We start from the raw sequence: 18,554 nt of genomic DNA on the forward strand, positions 1-18,554 counted from the left end.
GAGCCATATTGTGCTCCACTTCAATCTTTATCTTTTTGAATTTTAAGACTAACTTATTTTCTTTTGCTTTTCTATATCATGTATTTTTTCATATTTGCTATACATTAACCATGCAACAACTGAGAAAATAACAGGTCCAGCCACACTCCAGATGGTTGTTTGTATATCCCCTTCTAAAGCCGGCTGTACGATACTAAAGAAATTTGCAATTCCAACTGTTAGAACAACAATCCATGTCCAAAGATTTGCGCTCAATTGTGTTTTATATACGATAAATGGCTTATTGATTTCCACTTTTCTCTTAAAATACGGGAATGCAAGTGCTATAAATACATACGGTATTGTCATAGCCACGTTAGTCATCGAAACGAGTATGTTAAAGAATGCCGCCATTGTGCTTCCACCGAAAGCGATTAGTGCGATCATTACACAAACAATAACAGCTTGAATCCACATAGCATTAACAGGCAGCCCATTCTTTGTTTCACCGATTCTCCCGGGCCACAATCTCTTAGGTGTTCCTTCAATCAGCTGCTTTAACGGTGAAAACATTAAGGTAAAGAACGCACCGGACAGTGCCAGGAACATTGAAAGTCCAATGTATCTGGCAACCCCAAATCCCAAAGCCGTAGCTGTAGCATGGCTTGCTCCAAAGGCAGTACCTAGTGAGTAGCCTAAATTGGCCATAACTATATAACTTGCGTTTCCTAGGTTAACATTCGCAATACCCATTACAGATGCCCAGTTTGTGAATATTCCAATTAATAATATTCCTAATGAATACCCTACAGAGATTATGGCTGCAGATAAAAGAATTCCTTTCGGAAACGTTTTTTCTGGATTTTCTGTTACATCCACTAAACCGCCTACAGCTTCAAGTCCACCATAAGCGAAGAGGGCATATACTACAAATGCTAGCGAAGCAATAATATCTCCTGCATATTTAGGATTTGGTGTTTGAGTAAATGAATGTAACCCTGCAATCGGCTGCGCCAAATGTCCATGATTACCTATAAGTACTACTATTGCACCGACCAAAAGAAATACATTCAATAACAAGACTGCAGTACCACCTAAAGAGGTTACTTTTTTTATTTTATCCAGACCCTTAGTTGATGTATAGGTTACTATAAGAATCCATACAATTCCTAAAACCCCCAGAACTTGAGGTCCTCGAAGATTAAATAAAGTCCAGCTTTGTGTTGTATCTTGTCCAAAGATAGCATTTGACACCGGAACCCACATACCCGATGCAACATTGACCATCCAAGTTATATAAGAAAAATACCACATGAAAGTTCCTATAAATGCAAATTTTGGACCGATGGATTTTTCCATCCATGAATAGATACCACCTTTTTCCTCTTTAAAGGCGGAACCAAATTCAGCTACCATTAATGCAAAAGGAACAAAGAAGGTTATGGCTGAAAATATGTACCAAGGTATAGCGGCATAACCCATCTTATAAAATGATCTTGGAATATTGTTGAATCCATAAACAGAAGTAAAAATCATTAATACTAGGGATACTAAAGTCAATTTTTTGGCTATGTTTGTGTTTGACACACATTTCCCCCCCTAATTATAGTTATCATATAACTTCAACACGGAATGTTTACTTCGTATAATCATACTTAATCCTACATTTAAAAATAGACAAGCATTTCCAGTCAACGTAAGTAAACGATGAAATTGCTTTTTATTATATCCAAATTGTACTATAGCTACTATAATCCACTGTTACAATCATATGAACACATTCTAATACTATTTAACTTCCCCGAATTCCTTTACATAGGCTTAGCATTTTTTAATTCAATAATGATTTTAGTTTTCCTGTTCTTCTCTTCTTGACGTTGAAACTAGCCAATAAAAAACCTCATTTACTAAAAATTCAATAAAGAACAGCGCTGATAAAAACCCTTTAAAAGTATTTCCACCATTCAGAAATCTTTATCTTTTCTGGGGGTGCGAAAATAAGGAGTAACTGGTAACTGGCAACTGGCATTGCTTATGGACAGTATAGGAATAATCTCTCTTGTAAACCTTCTAAGACGTCTTTTGGCACTTCCCTGACCTCAATATCCCCACCTAGGAAAAGTAGCCAATTTGTTATTTCGGTCAATTCTTCTGAATTATTAACATTGATAAAAGTCTTCAGAATGGCTGTAGTTTGGTAAGGATTCGTATAGGAAATTGAAACTTTTAAAGGATGGTATTTTTTGAATTGAGCAATCGCCTTTGGACCAAGTTCAAGAACAAGATTGATCGCTTCTTCCTGTTTACTTAGTTTTTCCAAAATCTTTTTCTTACTTAATCTTTTTTTCGTAGGGTATGGTTTGACATTGGTGAGATTGTCGACAGGAAAAATCTGTCTCTTTTCTTCCGTTAAGTCAAAGCCTTCAATTAGCCAAAGGCTTTTTTCACGATAAAGGTGCAAGAGATAAATTGGATAAGACTTGATTACCTTCGCTTCTTTGATGGTAATCAATAAATAGCTATCAAGAAGCAGGACTTGGATAAGTTCTTCTAACATAGGATGGGGGAGGTCTGATAGATCAAGCAGATCGGGATTATTCGGGTTGGTCCCTTCAAAAAGCAAGATTTGATTTAAAAGAACAAGGTCCCCTTGCTGGTTTTCTGAGATGAGGCCTAGTAATTTTTCAGCTAAAGAATGACGACTCTTTAGATAGGGGAGTTGTTGATTTCTTGTAGCCATAAAGGCAATAAAAAGAGCTTTGATCTCATTATCAGTAAAGCGAACAGTGGGCAGGACAGAGTTGTTCATGACAAAATAACCCCCATCCCTTCCAACTTCAGCGACAAGTGGCATCCCCATAGCTTCAATTTCTCTGATATCTCTAATAGCTGTCGAACGAGAGATGTTAAATTCTCGCATGATTTCAGAAATTGTAAAGTGGGCGCGGTTGTTGATATACCGCATAATGATATTAATCCGTTCAACTTTTTTCATCTGGGCCTCCTAAACAGTATCACTTTTTGACATGATTTAAGGCTATTATAAACTCATCAAGTGAAAAGACAAATCATTTGATTAATAAAAAAAGAGGTGGGTTTTGAATATGACTGATTATACCCTAGAAGAAAAAGACAGCTTTACCGTTTTAGGTATTGGAACTGAGCTTAAGAGTGATTACACAGACTATGCTAGCATAAACAAGGAAAAATCAGACTTTTGGCGGGCCGTCAAACAAGATGGAAGGCTTGACACTTTAAAAGCCATAGCCGCAAATAATTACATTTTTGCCGTGAACGAAGCAGTGAATAACAAGATGATGCATTATGCTGGCGTCATGACAGAGGTATCAGTACCAGAAGAATCTAGAATTATCCAATTCCCTAAAGGGGAATACCTAGTTGTTAAAGGGGAAGGGAATACGGCTGATGAGTTGAGTAATAAGCTTACTGGCATTGCCTTTGGTCAAGTCTTGCCAGAAGCAAAGAATTTTGCCTATGTTGGTGGGCCAAATGCGATGGTTGAGATGGAACAACGAAATGGCTTAGTATTTGGTGAAATGTGGATTCCTGTTGTTAGGAAATAAAGAAATAAAAGGAGAGATGGAAATGTCCTATATCGTTGATTTTAAAAATATATCTACAGTTGGTTTAGAGTCTTCACCTGTAGCTGAAGCGCTTGCTGGTTTACGTGCTAATGAAGCCCGTTACTTTATGAATAAATACAAGCATGAATTTACGGTTGTACCAGCTAGCGAAAGCCAGGAGACCCTTGATTATGTGAACCGAATTTTAAAAGAAGAACGTGATATTAAGTTTGCGGCCAAACCTTTAGAAACGTCGCGTTTTCAAGTGGAAAATATCAAATTCGCCTACGTCTTTTATGAGGATGGTCTTGGGATTAACGTCATGTATACGGTTGATGCCCCTAAGAAGCGTGCCGTTGGTTTTAAGCTTTCTGATGGGATGGAGGTACCGAAGGAGTTAGAAGGGAAATTTAAGTTTGCTAGGCAGAAGTCTAAACTAGCTGGAACAATTCGGGGCTCGTTTTTTGTAATTAAAGGAGAATATTAAAGTAAGCAAAAGCGTATATGGAGAAATTTAACCATTTTTTGTATATGGTCATCCTTTTTCTTCATTTTGATAGAAAAATCCTGATTGAACAAAAAATTAAATTCATTGCAAGAGCAAAAACAACCATTCATGCAACACATGTTCATCTAGGCATTCAAATAACAAAACAGCACCTCTCCATCAAATTAGAGGGTGCTGTTACTTTTTTTGCAAAAAACTTGTTTACTTATAATACGGTTCTGCGAAATTAATTCCAAAAATGCCAAACTAGCTAATACCCGAACCGATACACCAAAAACCTCTCATTTAAATTCCGCTCATACAATCCCGGCAATATAACCTCCTCTTTCAATTCAAACGAGGTTTGATTATCTAAAAAGTAAATATAGTCTTCTGATGGATAATACAAAATCAACTCTACTTCTCGTTCTACTTGTTCCACTGAAAACAATATATTATTGATCACATTCATAAACACTTGCACCGAAAACGGATTAAAGAAGTAAAATTTATTATCAAGCGGATCAATTTCGTATTCTTGCGCTAAGCAACATTGGAAATGAATTTTATTTTTAATTCTCTTCTCCTTCTTTACATAGCGATCTCGATTTTCCATCGCTTCTTGATAGAACGTCTCGTTCATTTCTACCCCTACAACGGACGCATGATAGAAATGATGAATATAGAAATTTAATCGTCCTTTCCCACATCCAAAATCAACAACTCGGTCACTGCTTTTTAAATCATATTGCGTAAATAATGTTTCGAGTGCGCGATATGGTGTTGGTTCATAACGATGATAATGCAAAGACTTATAAAACTCTTTTTGCTCTCCTACTGTTTTTATATTTAACACTGCATCGTAATATTGTTCATTCATGTGTTCACCCTACTCTCTACGAAAAGAATCTTGATACACTCCAGATCCCTTTCGATTTTATCATATATATACGAGTTCCAAACCTATGCCATATGAAAAAAAGTCCCTTCATAATACGAAAGGGACTTCGCTCACACAAATGATCTGCACAGCAATTCCTCTTTACTATACAGATCATTTGTATGATAGTTTTTATAAATAATTGCGGAATAATGAATTTACAGTACTGCTTTTAATAGTTCTGCTACTAATGGAATTACTCCACCTAAGAATGATAACACTGCCATTGCGATTGCCATATGATTTCCTCCTCTACTATATATATCAATTCACTTTTGCTATACATCATTTGTATGATAATTTTTATAAATAATTGCGGAATAATGAATTACATTACTGCTTTTAATAGTTCTTGTACGAATGGAATAATTCCACCGATAAATTTTAAAACTGCCATTGCGATTGCCATTTTATTTCCTCCTCTAATCTACACTTTAATTCATCTTTGCTATACATCATTTGTATAAATAGTTGCTAAATAATGAACTTACATTACTGCTTTTAATAGTTCTGCTACTAATGGAATAATTCCACCGATAAATTTTAAAACTGCCATTGCGATTGCCATTTTATTTCCTCCTCTAATCTACACTTTAATTCATCCTTGCTATACAGATCATTTGTATAAATAATTGCTGAATAACGAACTTACATTACTGCTTTTAATAGTTCCTCTACGAATGGAAGGACCCCACCGATAAATTTTAAAACTGCCATTGCGATTGCCATTTTATTTCCTCCTCTAATCTACACTTCAATTCACCTTTGCTATACAGATCATTTGTATAAATAATTGCTGAATAATGAACTTACATTACTGCTTTTAATAGTTCCTCTACGAATGGAATAATTCCGCCGATAAATTTTAAAACTGCCATTGCGATTGCCATTTTATTTCCTCCTCTAATCTACACTTTAATTCATCTTTGCTATACAGATCATTTGTATAAATAGTTGCTGAATAATGAACTTACATTACTGCTTTTAATAGCTCTTGTACGAATGGAAAGATCCCACTGATAAATTTTAAAACTGCCATTGCGATTGCCATTTTATTTCCTCCTCTAATCTACACTTTAATTCATCTTTGCCATACAGATCATTTGTATAAATGTTTGTTCTTAATAACAAACTTACATTACTGCTTTTAAAAGCTCTTGTACAAATGGAATAATTCCACCGATAAATTTTAAAACTGCCATTGCGATTGCCATATGATTTCCTCCTCTAATCTTTACTTCAATTCATCTTTGCCATACAGATCATTTGTATAGATGTTTGTTCTTAATAACGAACTTACATTACTGCTTTTAATAGCTCTTGTACGAATGGGATAATTCCGCCGATAAATTTTAAAACTGCCATTGCGATTGCCATTTTATTTCCTCCTCTTTTTTGTTGTTAAGATGTTGTTCATCTTTATACTCTTATTATAGTAAGCGCTTACATTTTTATCAACACATTTTAATATGCAATAATACATATTGAAATGTATTTAAATTCTCTTCCTTGTTTATTTGGTCATAGAGAGGTATTATCATTATTTTAAAAAAAAAACGCTAAGGGCCAGTACTAGTATTGTTATAACTAGAGAAACAATGATGAACTTGTATGGATAAAAAGCAAATTTACGTTTTGGATAAATATAAATCAGCTGCTACACTCAAGATACTTAACAATTAAGTCTCTTCACCCGAAAAAAGCCGATTTCCCCGAAGTTAAGGAAGAATCAGCTTTCATTCACACTCACGCTTAAAACCATAAAGGTAAAAAATAAAAACAATACTATTTCAAAACTTCCAATACCGTTTGCTTCAAGATTTCTACGCCATCTAATATACAAGATCGCTCAAATGTCATGTGAGGATGGTGTAATCCTGGCTTTAAATTCGCTCCTAATCCTAACATAACTGCTTTTAAATGAGGCTTTTTCACCGTATAATAATGAAAATCATCACTTCCCGCTGTACGAAGCGGTGGAGTGCAGCCCTCTACTCCATATGTTTGCAGAATTCCCTTACGAAGAAACTGTTCCGCTTCTTCTGATACGACTGCTCCAGGTACATAGTCAACCCAGTCATAAGAAATCTTTACACCCATTGATTCAGCTGATTGAATCACTTGTTCTATCTTTTTCTTTAGATCTTCCAACAATCCATTGTTTTCCGCCCTTACATCTAAAGCAAAATGAGCGTTCCCAGGAATGATATTTAAACTTTCACCACCTGCTTGGCATCGCGTCATTTTAACGGAATAAGAATATTGCGGCGAAAACCATATATTTTTCAATCCCATATTAATCATCGTAACGACATCAATTGCATTCGTACCTTGATGTGGTCGTGCACCGTGAGCATCCGTTCCAACTATATGAGCTTCTAAAAAGTCAGCTGCACCGTGACGGATAGATGGTGCTGCCTGCTTTAATGATAATTCCTCTATTGGTCGTAAGTGAATGCCAAATAGGAAATCAACGTCATCCACAACGCCTTTCTCCACCATTTTCAGGGCTCCGCTTCCCTTTTCTTCTGCCGGCTGGAAAATGAATCGAACTGTTCCTGTCTGCCAATTCGCCTGTTTTAACTGTAAAATGAGCCCCATCACAATCGTCATATGAGCATCATGACCGCATGAATGATTTGCTTTAAACTCTCCATCTACTTCTTGCCATAACGCGTCCATATCACCTCGAACCGCGACAACGGGTTCCCCGCTTCCCATTTCTGCGATTACACCAGGACAATCATCAAACGTTTTATAGGAAATGCCTTCTCCCTCTAAGAATTTCGCAATATAGGCAGTCGTATTATACTCTTTCCAGCTCACTTCAGGATTCTCATGTAAATGTTGAAAAATTCCGCTTAACCGATCCTGGAAATCTACTTTTTTCACTGTTGTGCTCTCCCTTCTCACATCGCAGTCACTCTCTTAAGATGTATAAAATGCTAAACGACCTTATTATTCATAACAATCATGTTTTCCAAAAACATATTCAATATTCTTGTAAATGTCAAGAAACAAACACTGATAATTCGTAATTATTCACGCATTTATTATATCTGACGAGAAGACCCCCATCTCAAGCAGAGAAGTGTGTCCAATGAAAAAAGCATATTTTCAATTCGGATCTATAAGAATGCGCTGAAGGAGCAGTATAACGATCGATTGCGATATGTGTTTGTGAAAGAATTACAGGGTGAGAAACAAAAGGAATGAGTGAATGTAGAAAAGTTTCTTATGAGTGATATTGCTGGGCAGCAAAGGTTGCTGGCGGAGGGTTATCGTGGGTATGATATGGAGTTTTTTTGGGGGGAGTATTTGGTTTGGTTTGGGAAGTAAAATAACAATAGCGCATTTTCTTATATTCTTTATTATAGAAAAAAAAGGTGAGATGCTACTATCTGTAGTGTATCACCTTTTTCAATGAGACGCCCCTCTTAGAAAAAGGTAGAGAGAACTTGATAATTTTCTCCCTCCACTCTTCATTGTATGCTCGCCCTTTCTATAACTTCGAGCAGTTTCTTAAATAATACTGATAAAATAACCCATCAGACCAACCCATTCGATGCTTTAGTTCAGTTAAATAGGCCAATATAATTATGAGCCCATCTGAATTGGACTGAAAAGAAACCCCTCTTTCTTGCAGATCATTTGCCAATGGACTGATCATTTCCATATTTCCACTACGATAAATTTCCTCACCAGCAATAGAAACTTCCTTCGCAAATTTTAATAGGCCTCTTTCATGCAATTTCGCTTTTTGTGACTCATAAATGCCATATGCACAGCTGAATAATACATCGATGTCCTTCAATATAAGTGTTTCTTTTCCAACAAATAAGTTTTGTGTTTCTTTTTCGAACATCTGAATAATTGAAATGTCCCGTTTTTTTTCTTCCAAAGCATGCAAAATACTCATGTAATACCATGATTGGTCACGTTTTCCACGCTTAAAACGCGACCATATTTGATCGTCTTCTCTTTCTACATCCTCTTGAATGGAGCGTAAGTTATGTAATTTATCTGCGATGATTAACGTAATCTCTTCATTCGAACGGTGTGGGAGAGATAGAATAGTATGTTTTTTTCGCTCTTCCCATGACAATGATTTATCTGGTTCTGAAGCCGCCTGAACCAGCTTCAGAACTTCTTCGCCAAAATTCTCACACAACTCAGCCTCAGTTGTATTGGTATCTTCTAAAGTATCATGCAATAACCCTGCAGCAATCACTTCATCACGCTGCTTTGCTTTCTGTAAGATAAGTGCTACTCCAAATGGATGTATAATGTACGGAATGTTAGTACCTTTACGCATTTGGCCTTCGTGCTTAATAGCAGCAAACTGCATTGCTTTCTCAACTAACCTGCTCATGTACCTCATCTCCTTTTCCTTCATTTCTATTCATAACATAAACACCGCTCAGAATAAAATCTTCCGAGCGGTGTTTGCTTCTCTAACCACTTACAAAAGTGCCCCTTCGTAAAGGGGCATCTTTCATTTATTTATTAACCTCTAACAAATCCACCTGCTCCAGCTTTTTCCTTACTGTCCTTTTGCTCAACCTTATAACGATCTCCACCTACAAATAAGGAAACAAGAAGCCCGATGATACCAGCTATTATTGCCAATATAAAGCCGCGGTGCAATGCTGCTTCTAACGCCCCTCTCAGGAATTCTACTAGCTGAGGAGGGATCTGCGCATGATTTTGCATCAAGATTTCTGGTTTTGCTAATTTTTCAATTTGATCAGCCGGTATTCTAGAAGATGCTGCAAAATCCACCATCTTTTCTTTTAAATCATTGTTCACAATAGTTGCTGTAATGGCAGCTCCCATTACACCACCAATACTTCTCCAAAATCCCACAACCGATGATGCAATCCCCATATATTTCATATCGACGGATTGAGCGACAGCATTTTGCGCGACACTCATAAGTGGGCCAAGAACAATCAGCCCCATTGTAATCATAACAAGTGTTACTGTTAATTTTGATGTATCATGTGTGATGGTACTGAGCATGTAAGCTTCAAATATTCCAAATGCCATAGAAATGACCATAATAGTACGGAAAGAGACTTTCGTACAAAGGAAACCACCTAAAATTGCACCAATCATAATTGGAAACATCATTGGTGTTAACACACTATTTGAATTTTCATTCCCAATAATAGCTACTGAAAGAATAGGAAGATACGTAATCGCAGAGAACATAATTGCTCCCTGACAAAATACAATAATACTTGTGCCAAGCACCATTTTATTTTTAAAAATGGAAAGAGGTAAAATCGGTTCACTGGCCTTTCTTTCCACTAATATAAACAACACAATCGATATAGCAGCTGTACTAAACATTCCAATGATTTGAACGGAGTCCCAAGCATAATCCTTCCCACCCCACTCTAAACCGAGAAGAAGTAAAACAGTTGAAGCAATTAATAAAATCGTTCCAAGATAATCCACTTTTGGTTTATGTTCTGACTTAGATTCCTGTAAAGAAAACAACAAAGTAATAATCGATAAAATGCCAAAAGGTACATTTACGTAAAAGCACCATCTCCATCCTAACCAAGATGCTTCGGAAATCCAAGTACCGATCTGCGGTCCAAGAACTGAGGATATACCAAATATCCCAGCAAACACACCAGACATTTTCGCAGCCTGCTTAGGATCTGTAGAAATTGAATAAATGATTGTGAATGAGATCGGGAAAATAGCTCCTGAACCAATCCCTTGAATAACACGATACGCAATTAACTGGTCTATATTTTGAGCAGTTCCACATAATGCTGACCCAACTAAAAATAAACTAATCCCAATTAAATAAAATAATTTCCTTCCAAACAAATCGCTCATTTTCCCAAACACGAGCATCGTACTTGTTGCCGCAAGCATATAAGCCGTGAAAACCCAGCTCATTTTATCAAACCCACCAATATCTTTAATCACTTGACTAATGCTTGCTGAAACAATGGTGTTATCCAGAGATGACATAAACAGTCCTAATGCCATGGCTACAATCACAAAGGGCATTCTTTTGTTATTTTCCATTATGCTCTCCCTTCATTCCCCATTTTTTCAATCCTATCCACTCAAATAGAATAACACTTTCACATTGAATAACAACAAAATTTGGAAGTGTTTTTCTGACAAAAAACTACTTAACACTTTGTAGCCATAGATAAAGAATATGTGTTTCATCCAGACACAATAATACAGCATTCTCGTTTAAGGCATTTTTGTCTGGTCAATTGGGCAAAAGAATATCTTCTGCTTTTTCGTGTCAGCTTTTTTCAACACATAAGTAGGGTATATGTTGAAGAAGGAGGATTTAGATATGAGAAAAAAGGAAATTTACCCACTTATACGTAGGTGATTTATATTGAAAGAAATTATGCGGTTAAATTTTTACTATTTAAACACCAAAATATGTAAAATAAAAATTCCCCGTATATTATATTTTAATTTCAAATCAATACATATTCATTGTATTATTTTCTAAAAATTTGGAATTATTGTATTTTTTTGTTGAGAAAAAGAGGATAAAATGTTATATTTTGGTTATAGATAGGGAATGGAGGTGATTTTAATGAAAATCGAAATTAAAGAAGTTGAAAATCTAGTACCTTTAATCAATCATCATCGCTAATTAGTAACATTACATAAAATCTAATTATTAACTTAGTAAAGTACACAATTAGATTTTACATTTACTAATAATTGTAATTTAAAAACTACAGAGTCGGATAGTTTCACGAGAAATGTTTGAATTACCAAACCATAAGGAGGTGATTTTAGTGAAAATTGAAATTAAAGAAGTTGAAAATCTAGTACCTTTAATCAATCATCATCGCTAATTAGTAACATTACATAAAATCTAATTATTAACTTAGTAAAGTACACAATTAGATTTTACATTTACTAATAATTGTAATTTAAAAACTACAGAGTCGGATAGTTTCACGAGAAATGTTTGAATTACCAAACCATAAGGAGGTGATTTTAATGAAAATCGAAATTAAAGAAGTTGAAAATCTAGTACCTTTAATCAATCATCATCGCTAATTAGCGATATTAAAAAGAGTGTAATCATTAAATGAAAACTAAGATGATTACACTCTTTGTGTTAAAATTTTTTTAAGAGAGGGATGAATATGAGGCCAAAAGTCAAAGAAATAATAACACCTATTATTAGACATGGGGATTTCTTAAGAATAGGATACGAAGGAAAAGTTTATGATCTATTAGACACCGATTCCTCTTTAGAAAAGTTATTACTTTCCCTTAATGGAGTTAATTCGTTAGCTGATTTAACAAAAATTCATAAGTTAAGTGAAGAAGACTTATACACAACTTTAGTGCAATTGGATAAAATTAACATACTTGAAGATAAATATAAAAATAACAATTTGTTGACAGAATATGAAAAAGTGAGATACAGAGCTAATCTTACTTATTTTGAAAACTATTCTTCTCTCGACTACAGCTCATATGAGATGCAAGATCGACTAAAACAAACCCATGTATTGGTTTTAGGATTAGGTGGAGCTATCCAAGACGTTGCTTCTTTAGCTAGTTTAGGTGTTGGAAAAATAACTGGATTAGATTTTGATTTAGTAGAACACAGCAATCTAAATAGACAGTACATATACAAAGAGGAAGATGTTGGAGAAAGTAAAGCTCAATCTGCTAAAAAAAGGATCAAAGAGATTAATAGTAATACTCAGATTAATATAATAGAAAAAAAAATAACGAATGTAGCAGATTTAGAAGAACTATTAAATGGTGTCGACATTGTAATCAGTGGAATAGATTCACCTGGAATTATTTCAAGCAGATGGGTCAATTACGCATGTCTAAAACAACAAATACCCGCTATTTTTAGTGGCATAAGTGGAAATAAAATAATGATTAATAAATTATCTTCCGATGGGAATGGGTGTTTTGATTGTTTTTTAATTGATTGTCTTAAAAAGGATCCTTTCTTTAAGCATCAATTAAAGAAACTTTATGGAGCAAATTTTGAAAAGAAAAATACCGCAATTGCTCCGACAGTATCCATTTTGAGTGGTTTTATTACCTTAGAAGTAATGAAGCACGCTTTAAATATAGAAAATCAAATACAACCAGGGACGATGTATCAAATTGACTTAAACACACTCTCTATCATCAAAGATTTTTCATGGAAAAAAAACCCTAATTGCCCTTCGTGTTGCGGAAAAGAAAACAACACCAATATTTGTGATATAAATGATTTATTCCAGGTAAGCGAGGTCTAAACCTATGACAATTAAAGACCTAACTAAAGATTCAATTATTTCTCTGCAGAATTTAACAATTATCAAAGAAGTAGATGAATTTACATTAGGGGATGAAAAGAAAAACATCTATTTTAGAGTCCCTATAGAAGCCACTTACGTGATACAAGAGGCTAATGGTATTAAGAGCATCAAAGAAATTGAAGATACAATCAAAGTCACCAAGCAGGTAGACATTGACGTTCTGGACTTTATAATCAATTTAAATAAGCTTGGCCTAATTGAAGACATAGATACTCTCCAACAGCATAACCTAACAAAAAAATCTTGGACTATTTTGTTAGGAAAGATTTTTTTCAATAAATTTACCACTGTTTTTTATAGCTTAAATGTGCTACTGCTTTTCATACTATTCATCATAGATTATGAAACACTACTACCTTCATATAGAGATACCTTTGTTTTTACACATATAGGTTTAAGTTTGCTACTATTCTTTATCGTATCATGGTTATTAGTTTTTATTCATGAGTTAGCACATTATTTTGCAGTTTCTGCATATGGTAAAAAAATGAAATTACAGTTGAGTGTTCGATGGTTTTGGATTGTAATTGAAGCTGATATGAATTCCTTATGGTTAATACCTAGAAACCATAGATATATCCCATTTTTAGCTGGTTTTTTTTGGGATGTACTTATTTTGAACACCTCACTAATAATTAGTCTATTTATTGAAAACGGTTTATTTCTAAACATATTAAAAATGATCTCGTTAATACAATTTTATAAAATACTCTGGCAGTTTATTATATTTTTAAGAACCGATTTTTATTATGTAATCATAAACTATCTTGGAATATCTAACTTAACAAAAGGAAGTATTTCCTATTTATTAAGAAAATTTAGCCACAGTCAAAAAAATTTCTTTGATAAGTTTAATAACCGCGAACAAAAAATTTGTAAGAGGTATAGTTATTTATATCTTATTTCGATAGTAATAATGTCTTATTTATTTTTCTCTTTATCACTTCCAGCTACAATATATGCTATCAGAGAATCATTTCAGAATATAAGTACATTTAATATGAATAATCTTATTTTTTGGGATTCTTCAATTGTCTTATCCATTTTTTTATTAGAACTTGTCCTTTGGATAATAGGCGGCTACCAAAAGTGGAGACGGGAGGGTACTTAAATATGAAAAATAAAATTCACTTCGTTACAGAAGGAAACAAATCTAATCATCCCCTCATTTTTATCCATGGGTTATGTTGGACAAAAAAAATTTGGGATTCAACTATAAAAGATCTGAAGGATGACTTCTTTTTAGTTCTCATAGACTTGCCTGGTCACGGTGACAGTGGATATTTAAATAATTATTCTTTTGAACAAGTTTCTAAAGAAATTCATCGAGTTATTTTATCTTTAGACATTACAGACAAAGTAAGTATAATTGGAAATTCTATAGGAGCATCAATCGCCCTAGTTTATACGAGCCTTTATAATAATGTTAAAAATTTATTTTTAGTTGATGGTGGATATTATCCATTTAGCCAAATTGAAGGATTAACTTGGCGTGATATCGAAAACGCAAGCTTACCAGATCACATATTCGAGAATCAATCAAATTTCATTGAATTTATGAAAAGTGATAATCCATCATTATGGAATGATTCCATTGAACAAGCAGTTTTAGATCAAATCTTCTGGAACAAAAGTGAAGAGAAATACCAACTCAAAATAAACGATGAAGACCAACTAAAATATATGGGAGCTGAGTGGGAGTTAAATCCTCAACAGAAACTAGATGAAGTCCCAGATTCCTTAAATATTATTTTAATGGTTGCCTTAAATCAAAATACAAATGAAGAGTTTTCAATGAAACATGCAAATCAAATGAAAGAAAAGCATTCAAATACAACTGTTCTTATTTTCAAAAATACAGATCACTTAATTATGCTAGATGCTACTGAAAGGTTTGTTAAAGAAGTTAAAAACAATATAACCCAATAGTTATACTGTTTTATAAGGTGAATTTAATGATTTAAACATTATGCATCATAAACATTTCAATAAAAAGTTATTGAAATAATCTCTGTAAAATCAATTTTTGAAAGGTAAGAAAAATATGCCGATGCGTTCAACCACATCGGCAATTCATTCAAAATCCTTATTTTATAAGTTTTAACCAAGCCACACACTCCTCATATCCAGAGTGTATGTAGCAACCCAAGGGGGCTGCTAGTACATTCTTGAGACCTTTTCCTTTCAGAAAACAGACTTCATCAAAACAAAAGTTGTCGGCTGCAAAGGACCTCGAAACTAAATAAAATAAATACAAATGAATTGATGCAATTCATTTTCCCTCTAAATCTTTGAGAGTTACATCATTTCAATGTCCTCTGCCTCATCAACACTCTTTTCAAATTTATCAAGCAATGCACGCACTTCATCTGTTGATTTCGTGCTCATTAATTGATTTCTTAATTCAGCAGCTCCATGGAATCCTTTTACATAAATCTTGAAAAAGCGATGAAGCCCTGTGATTGAACGTGGCAGTACTTCCGCATATTGATCTTGAAGATCAAGCTGCAGTCTTAAAAGATCAAGGTATTCTTTACTGCTATGCTCTTTTGGCTCTTTTTCAAAAGCAAAAGGATTTTTAAAAATACCTCGCCCGATCATAACGCCATCAATACCATATTTTTCAGCAAGCTGCAGTCCAGTTTGACGGTCAGGAATGTCTCCATTAATTGTTAGTAACGTATTTGGTGCGATACGGTCACGTAATTTTTTGATCTCCGGAATTAACTCCCAATGTGCATCTACTTGGCTCATTTCCTCTCTTGTACGTAAATGAATAGAAAGGTTCGCAATATCCTGTTTTAAAATATGCGTTAGCCACTCCTCCCATTCATTTATATCCTTATAGCCAAGTCGTGTTTTCACGCTGACAGGCAGTCCGCCCGCTTTTGCTGCTTGAATAAGTTCTGCCGCAACGTCTGGGCGTAGAATAAGGCCACTGCCTTTCCCTCTCGATGCCACATTCGGTACAGGGCAGCCCATATTAATATCGATGCCTTTAAATCCTAGCTCTGCCATACCAATACTCATTTGACGGAAATATTCGGGATTATCCCCCCAAATATGTGCCACTATTGGCTGTTCATCTTCTGTAAAAATCAAACGGCCACGCACACTTTTCATACCCTCTGGATGACAATAACTATCCGAGTTTGTAAACTCTGTGAAGAATACATCCGGTCGACCAGCTTCACTTACTACGTGACGAAAAACAACATCTGTCACATCTTCCATTGGTGCAAGTACAAAAAATGGTCGTGGTAAATCACGCCAAAAATTATCTATCATTTCAAACTCAAATCCTCTCACTATGAATACAACTTCAACCTCTCGGTCAAAAAATATAAAGTGAAACTTTAATCAGTGGGGGGCTTCATCCCCCACTGATTATCAGCCCTCACCAATCGGGCTTTTACGGGCAGTTTCTCTCCCACCTAACTTCTTAAGAAAAGCGGAAGCGGCTCGCTCAGAATCGCAGGGCGTTGGAGTACCGGACAGAGAGGCGCTTTTTGCCTCGTCCGAGGGCGCGGAACGACCGGAGATTCTAGCCGCTAAAGCTGGACAATGCTTTCGTCGAATTTTGAGGTGGGAGTATTACTGCCCACGAATAGCGGGATAAAGTCAAATGTTTCACTTCTTTTACACTTATATCATGCCTAATAACTTATTATCAAACACAAATACATTTGGACATTTATAATTTGTGAAAATCAGCAATATTTATTTTAACTAAAATTGATCCTAAATGGTATTTTTATAAACAAAAAAGCAAGTAATATAGATTTTTCCTATTTCAACTGCTTTTCTACTATACCAACTCCAACGATATCACTGCTAAACAGTCATTTTCCAGCTTGATAATGCTAACCAGTTTTCCAGTTCCTTATAATCAGGCATTATTTTCCCAACAAGGCGCCAAAAGGATCGATCATGATTTAGATGGACCATATGGCACATTTCGTGAACGACTACATAGTCAATCACCCTCAGTGGTGCCATTGCCAGCTTCCAATTAAATGTTAACTGCAGATTTGAATCACAGGTTCCCCATGTACGATTACTATCTGAAATACGAATTGAACGCGGCTTTGTTTTAAAGTTGCTTTGATAAGATTGGATACTCTTCTCTACTAACGCTTTACACCGCTGATAATAAAATCGTTTTAAGGCTTGTTTTATTTTCTCATCCTCAAGCTGTTTCACATATATATGTAGCTTATCCCCTTCAAACACTGCATGGTCTTGCCCAATACTTGCATCTTGGGAAATTTGTATGGGATATGTGTTCCCTAAATACAGAAAGCTCTCCCCATGATCATAGACCTTCTCCTTTGGCCCAAGCATTCTATCCTTCATTTCCTTGGATGTTTTCTGAATCCAATCCCATTTTTCCTCTAACAATTGGAGTACGTATCCAACAGGCATCCCTTTAGGAGCCTGGACTTCAACATTTCCGTAAGAATCTACATAAATACGTACAGATTTTTTCTTCTTGTAAGTTATATGAAAATTAATTGTCTCACCTAAATATGTATGTATCATTTCATCACCTAGAATATTCGTTCATGTTATCTTTGCATTCTATATTAAAAAAATAAGAGTAGGATACAAACTTCCTACTCCATCCATTGTATCATCTACTTTCTTAACATGAATACACATACAATGCTAAGAAGTTACAATGCTTATTCTTTACCCTCTATATTTAACAGCTAGTCCCTTTAAGAAATTCCTTGCATATCTATCACCGCACTCTTTGTAATTCTTATGACCTTTTTTTCTTAATAAAGCGCCTAACTCTCCAGCTGTTACCTTAACTCCCACTCCGTCTAATATCTCAAGTACTTCGTCACTCGTTAATGATAGTGCTATTTTCATTTTCTTTAAAAGAAGGTTATTAGCACTCTCATTATTCTGTAAAGGTACCGCTTGTCCTGGTTTCGGATCTTGTTTTCCTCTTTTAAAAGTAATAAAGCCATTCAAAAATGACTCTAACATCGCATTATCGCATGTTAATACGTAGTCACTTTCAACTACGTCAGCATTGCTAGCTTCATTTTGGGGAATTTTCTTTAATTTTGTAAACATATCAAGCACTTCTTCTTTCGTTACTTCAATGCCACCAAGATTAAATATTTCCACCATATCTGTATCTTTTATATCTAGGGCATATCTTATCCTCTTTAATATATCATTATTGCTCATAGCCATTGTTAGTCCTC

The 18,554-nt window shown here is 34.9% G+C and carries 14 protein-coding genes and 1 pseudogene; 5 read left to right on the plus strand and 10 right to left on the minus strand.

Features of this window, described 5'->3' with window-relative positions; all coding sequences use genetic code 11:
- Window positions 1–48: 48 nt before the first annotated feature.
- On the minus strand, window positions 49–1,566 hold the full coding sequence (yjeM, locus tag AB1280_RS16205; protein WP_429756458.1) for a glutamate/gamma-aminobutyrate family transporter YjeM: 1,518 nt from the start codon (window positions 1,564–1,566) through the stop codon (window positions 49–51).
- 445 nt (window positions 1,567–2,011) lie between these two features.
- Window positions 2,012–2,974 (minus strand): helix-turn-helix transcriptional regulator, encoded by a 963-nt coding sequence (locus AB1280_RS16210; protein ID WP_429756459.1) that lies wholly within the window; start codon window positions 2,972–2,974, stop codon window positions 2,012–2,014.
- Between the two features lie 109 nt (window positions 2,975–3,083).
- Between AB1280_RS16210 and AB1280_RS16215 the strand changes: the two genes are divergently transcribed.
- Both AB1280_RS16215 and AB1280_RS16220 read left to right on the plus strand, forming a co-directional pair.
- On the plus strand, window positions 3,084–3,563 hold the full coding sequence (locus AB1280_RS16215) for a GyrI-like domain-containing protein (protein ID WP_429756460.1): 480 nt from the start codon (window positions 3,084–3,086) through the stop codon (window positions 3,561–3,563).
- A 22-nt stretch (window positions 3,564–3,585) separates the two neighbouring features.
- Complete coding sequence (locus AB1280_RS16220) at window positions 3,586–4,050, plus strand: phage tail protein (RefSeq protein ID WP_429756461.1); 465 nt, start codon at window positions 3,586–3,588, stop codon at window positions 4,048–4,050.
- A gap of 271 nt (window positions 4,051–4,321) precedes the next feature.
- Here AB1280_RS16220 and AB1280_RS16225 read toward each other — a convergent pair whose 3' ends face one another.
- The 5 genes and pseudogenes from AB1280_RS16225 to AB1280_RS16245 all read right to left on the minus strand — a co-directional run bounded on the left by AB1280_RS16225 (window position 4,322) and on the right by AB1280_RS16245 (window position 11,041).
- Entirely contained in the window at window positions 4,322–4,930 is a 609-nt protein-coding gene (locus AB1280_RS16225; RefSeq protein ID WP_429756462.1) for an SAM-dependent methyltransferase, read from the minus strand.
- A 1,356-nt stretch (window positions 4,931–6,286) separates the two neighbouring features.
- A pseudogene (locus AB1280_RS16230) lies at window positions 6,287–6,473 on the minus strand (hypothetical protein).
- Window positions 6,474–6,775: 302 nt separating this feature from the next.
- Complete coding sequence (locus AB1280_RS16235) at window positions 6,776–7,882, minus strand: M20 peptidase aminoacylase family protein (protein ID WP_272188781.1); 1,107 nt, start codon at window positions 7,880–7,882, stop codon at window positions 6,776–6,778.
- A gap of 610 nt (window positions 7,883–8,492) precedes the next feature.
- Window positions 8,493–9,362, minus strand: coding sequence for an HD domain-containing protein (locus AB1280_RS16240; protein WP_429756463.1), 870 nt, complete (start codon window positions 9,360–9,362; stop codon window positions 8,493–8,495).
- Between the two features lie 134 nt (window positions 9,363–9,496).
- Window positions 9,497–11,041 carry a DHA2 family efflux MFS transporter permease subunit gene (locus AB1280_RS16245; protein WP_429756464.1) on the minus strand — a complete coding sequence of 515 codons (1,545 nt, stop codon included), beginning with the start codon at window positions 11,039–11,041 and terminating at the stop codon, window positions 9,497–9,499.
- 1,103 nt (window positions 11,042–12,144) lie between these two features.
- Between AB1280_RS16245 and AB1280_RS16250 the strand changes: the two genes are divergently transcribed.
- Genes AB1280_RS16250 through AB1280_RS16260 form a run of 3 tightly spaced genes read left to right on the plus strand, consistent with a single transcriptional unit; the run spans window position 12,145 to window position 15,261 of the window.
- Window positions 12,145–13,269, plus strand: a complete 1,125-nt coding sequence (locus AB1280_RS16250) for a HesA/MoeB/ThiF family protein (RefSeq protein ID WP_429756465.1) — start codon at window positions 12,145–12,147, stop codon at window positions 13,267–13,269.
- A 4-nt stretch (window positions 13,270–13,273) separates the two neighbouring features.
- Window positions 13,274–14,443: a hypothetical protein gene (locus AB1280_RS16255; RefSeq protein WP_429756466.1), complete on the plus strand. Its 1,170-nt coding sequence runs from the start codon at window positions 13,274–13,276 to the stop codon at window positions 14,441–14,443.
- Window positions 14,444–14,445: 2 nt separating this feature from the next.
- Window positions 14,446–15,261 carry an alpha/beta hydrolase gene (locus AB1280_RS16260; RefSeq protein ID WP_429756467.1) on the plus strand — a complete coding sequence of 272 codons (816 nt, stop codon included), beginning with the start codon at window positions 14,446–14,448 and terminating at the stop codon, window positions 15,259–15,261.
- Window positions 15,262–15,630: 369 nt separating this feature from the next.
- Here AB1280_RS16260 and AB1280_RS16265 read toward each other — a convergent pair whose 3' ends face one another.
- The 3 genes from AB1280_RS16265 to AB1280_RS16275 all read right to left on the minus strand — a co-directional run bounded on the left by AB1280_RS16265 (window position 15,631) and on the right by AB1280_RS16275 (window position 18,543).
- Window positions 15,631–16,620, minus strand: a complete 990-nt coding sequence (locus tag AB1280_RS16265; protein WP_429756468.1) for a tRNA dihydrouridine synthase — start codon at window positions 16,618–16,620, stop codon at window positions 15,631–15,633.
- A 546-nt stretch (window positions 16,621–17,166) separates the two neighbouring features.
- Window positions 17,167–17,874 carry a M48 family metallopeptidase gene (locus AB1280_RS16270; protein ID WP_429756469.1) on the minus strand — a complete coding sequence of 236 codons (708 nt, stop codon included), beginning with the start codon at window positions 17,872–17,874 and terminating at the stop codon, window positions 17,167–17,169.
- Window positions 17,875–18,024: 150 nt separating this feature from the next.
- Window positions 18,025–18,543, minus strand: coding sequence for a DUF1456 family protein (locus AB1280_RS16275; protein WP_429756470.1), 519 nt, complete (start codon window positions 18,541–18,543; stop codon window positions 18,025–18,027).
- Window positions 18,544–18,554 lie beyond the last annotated feature (11 nt).

Source organism: Bacillus sp. S10(2024), from assembly GCF_050473865.1.
In the GTDB taxonomy this organism is placed as follows: domain Bacteria; phylum Bacillota; class Bacilli; order Bacillales; family Bacillaceae_G; genus Bacillus_A.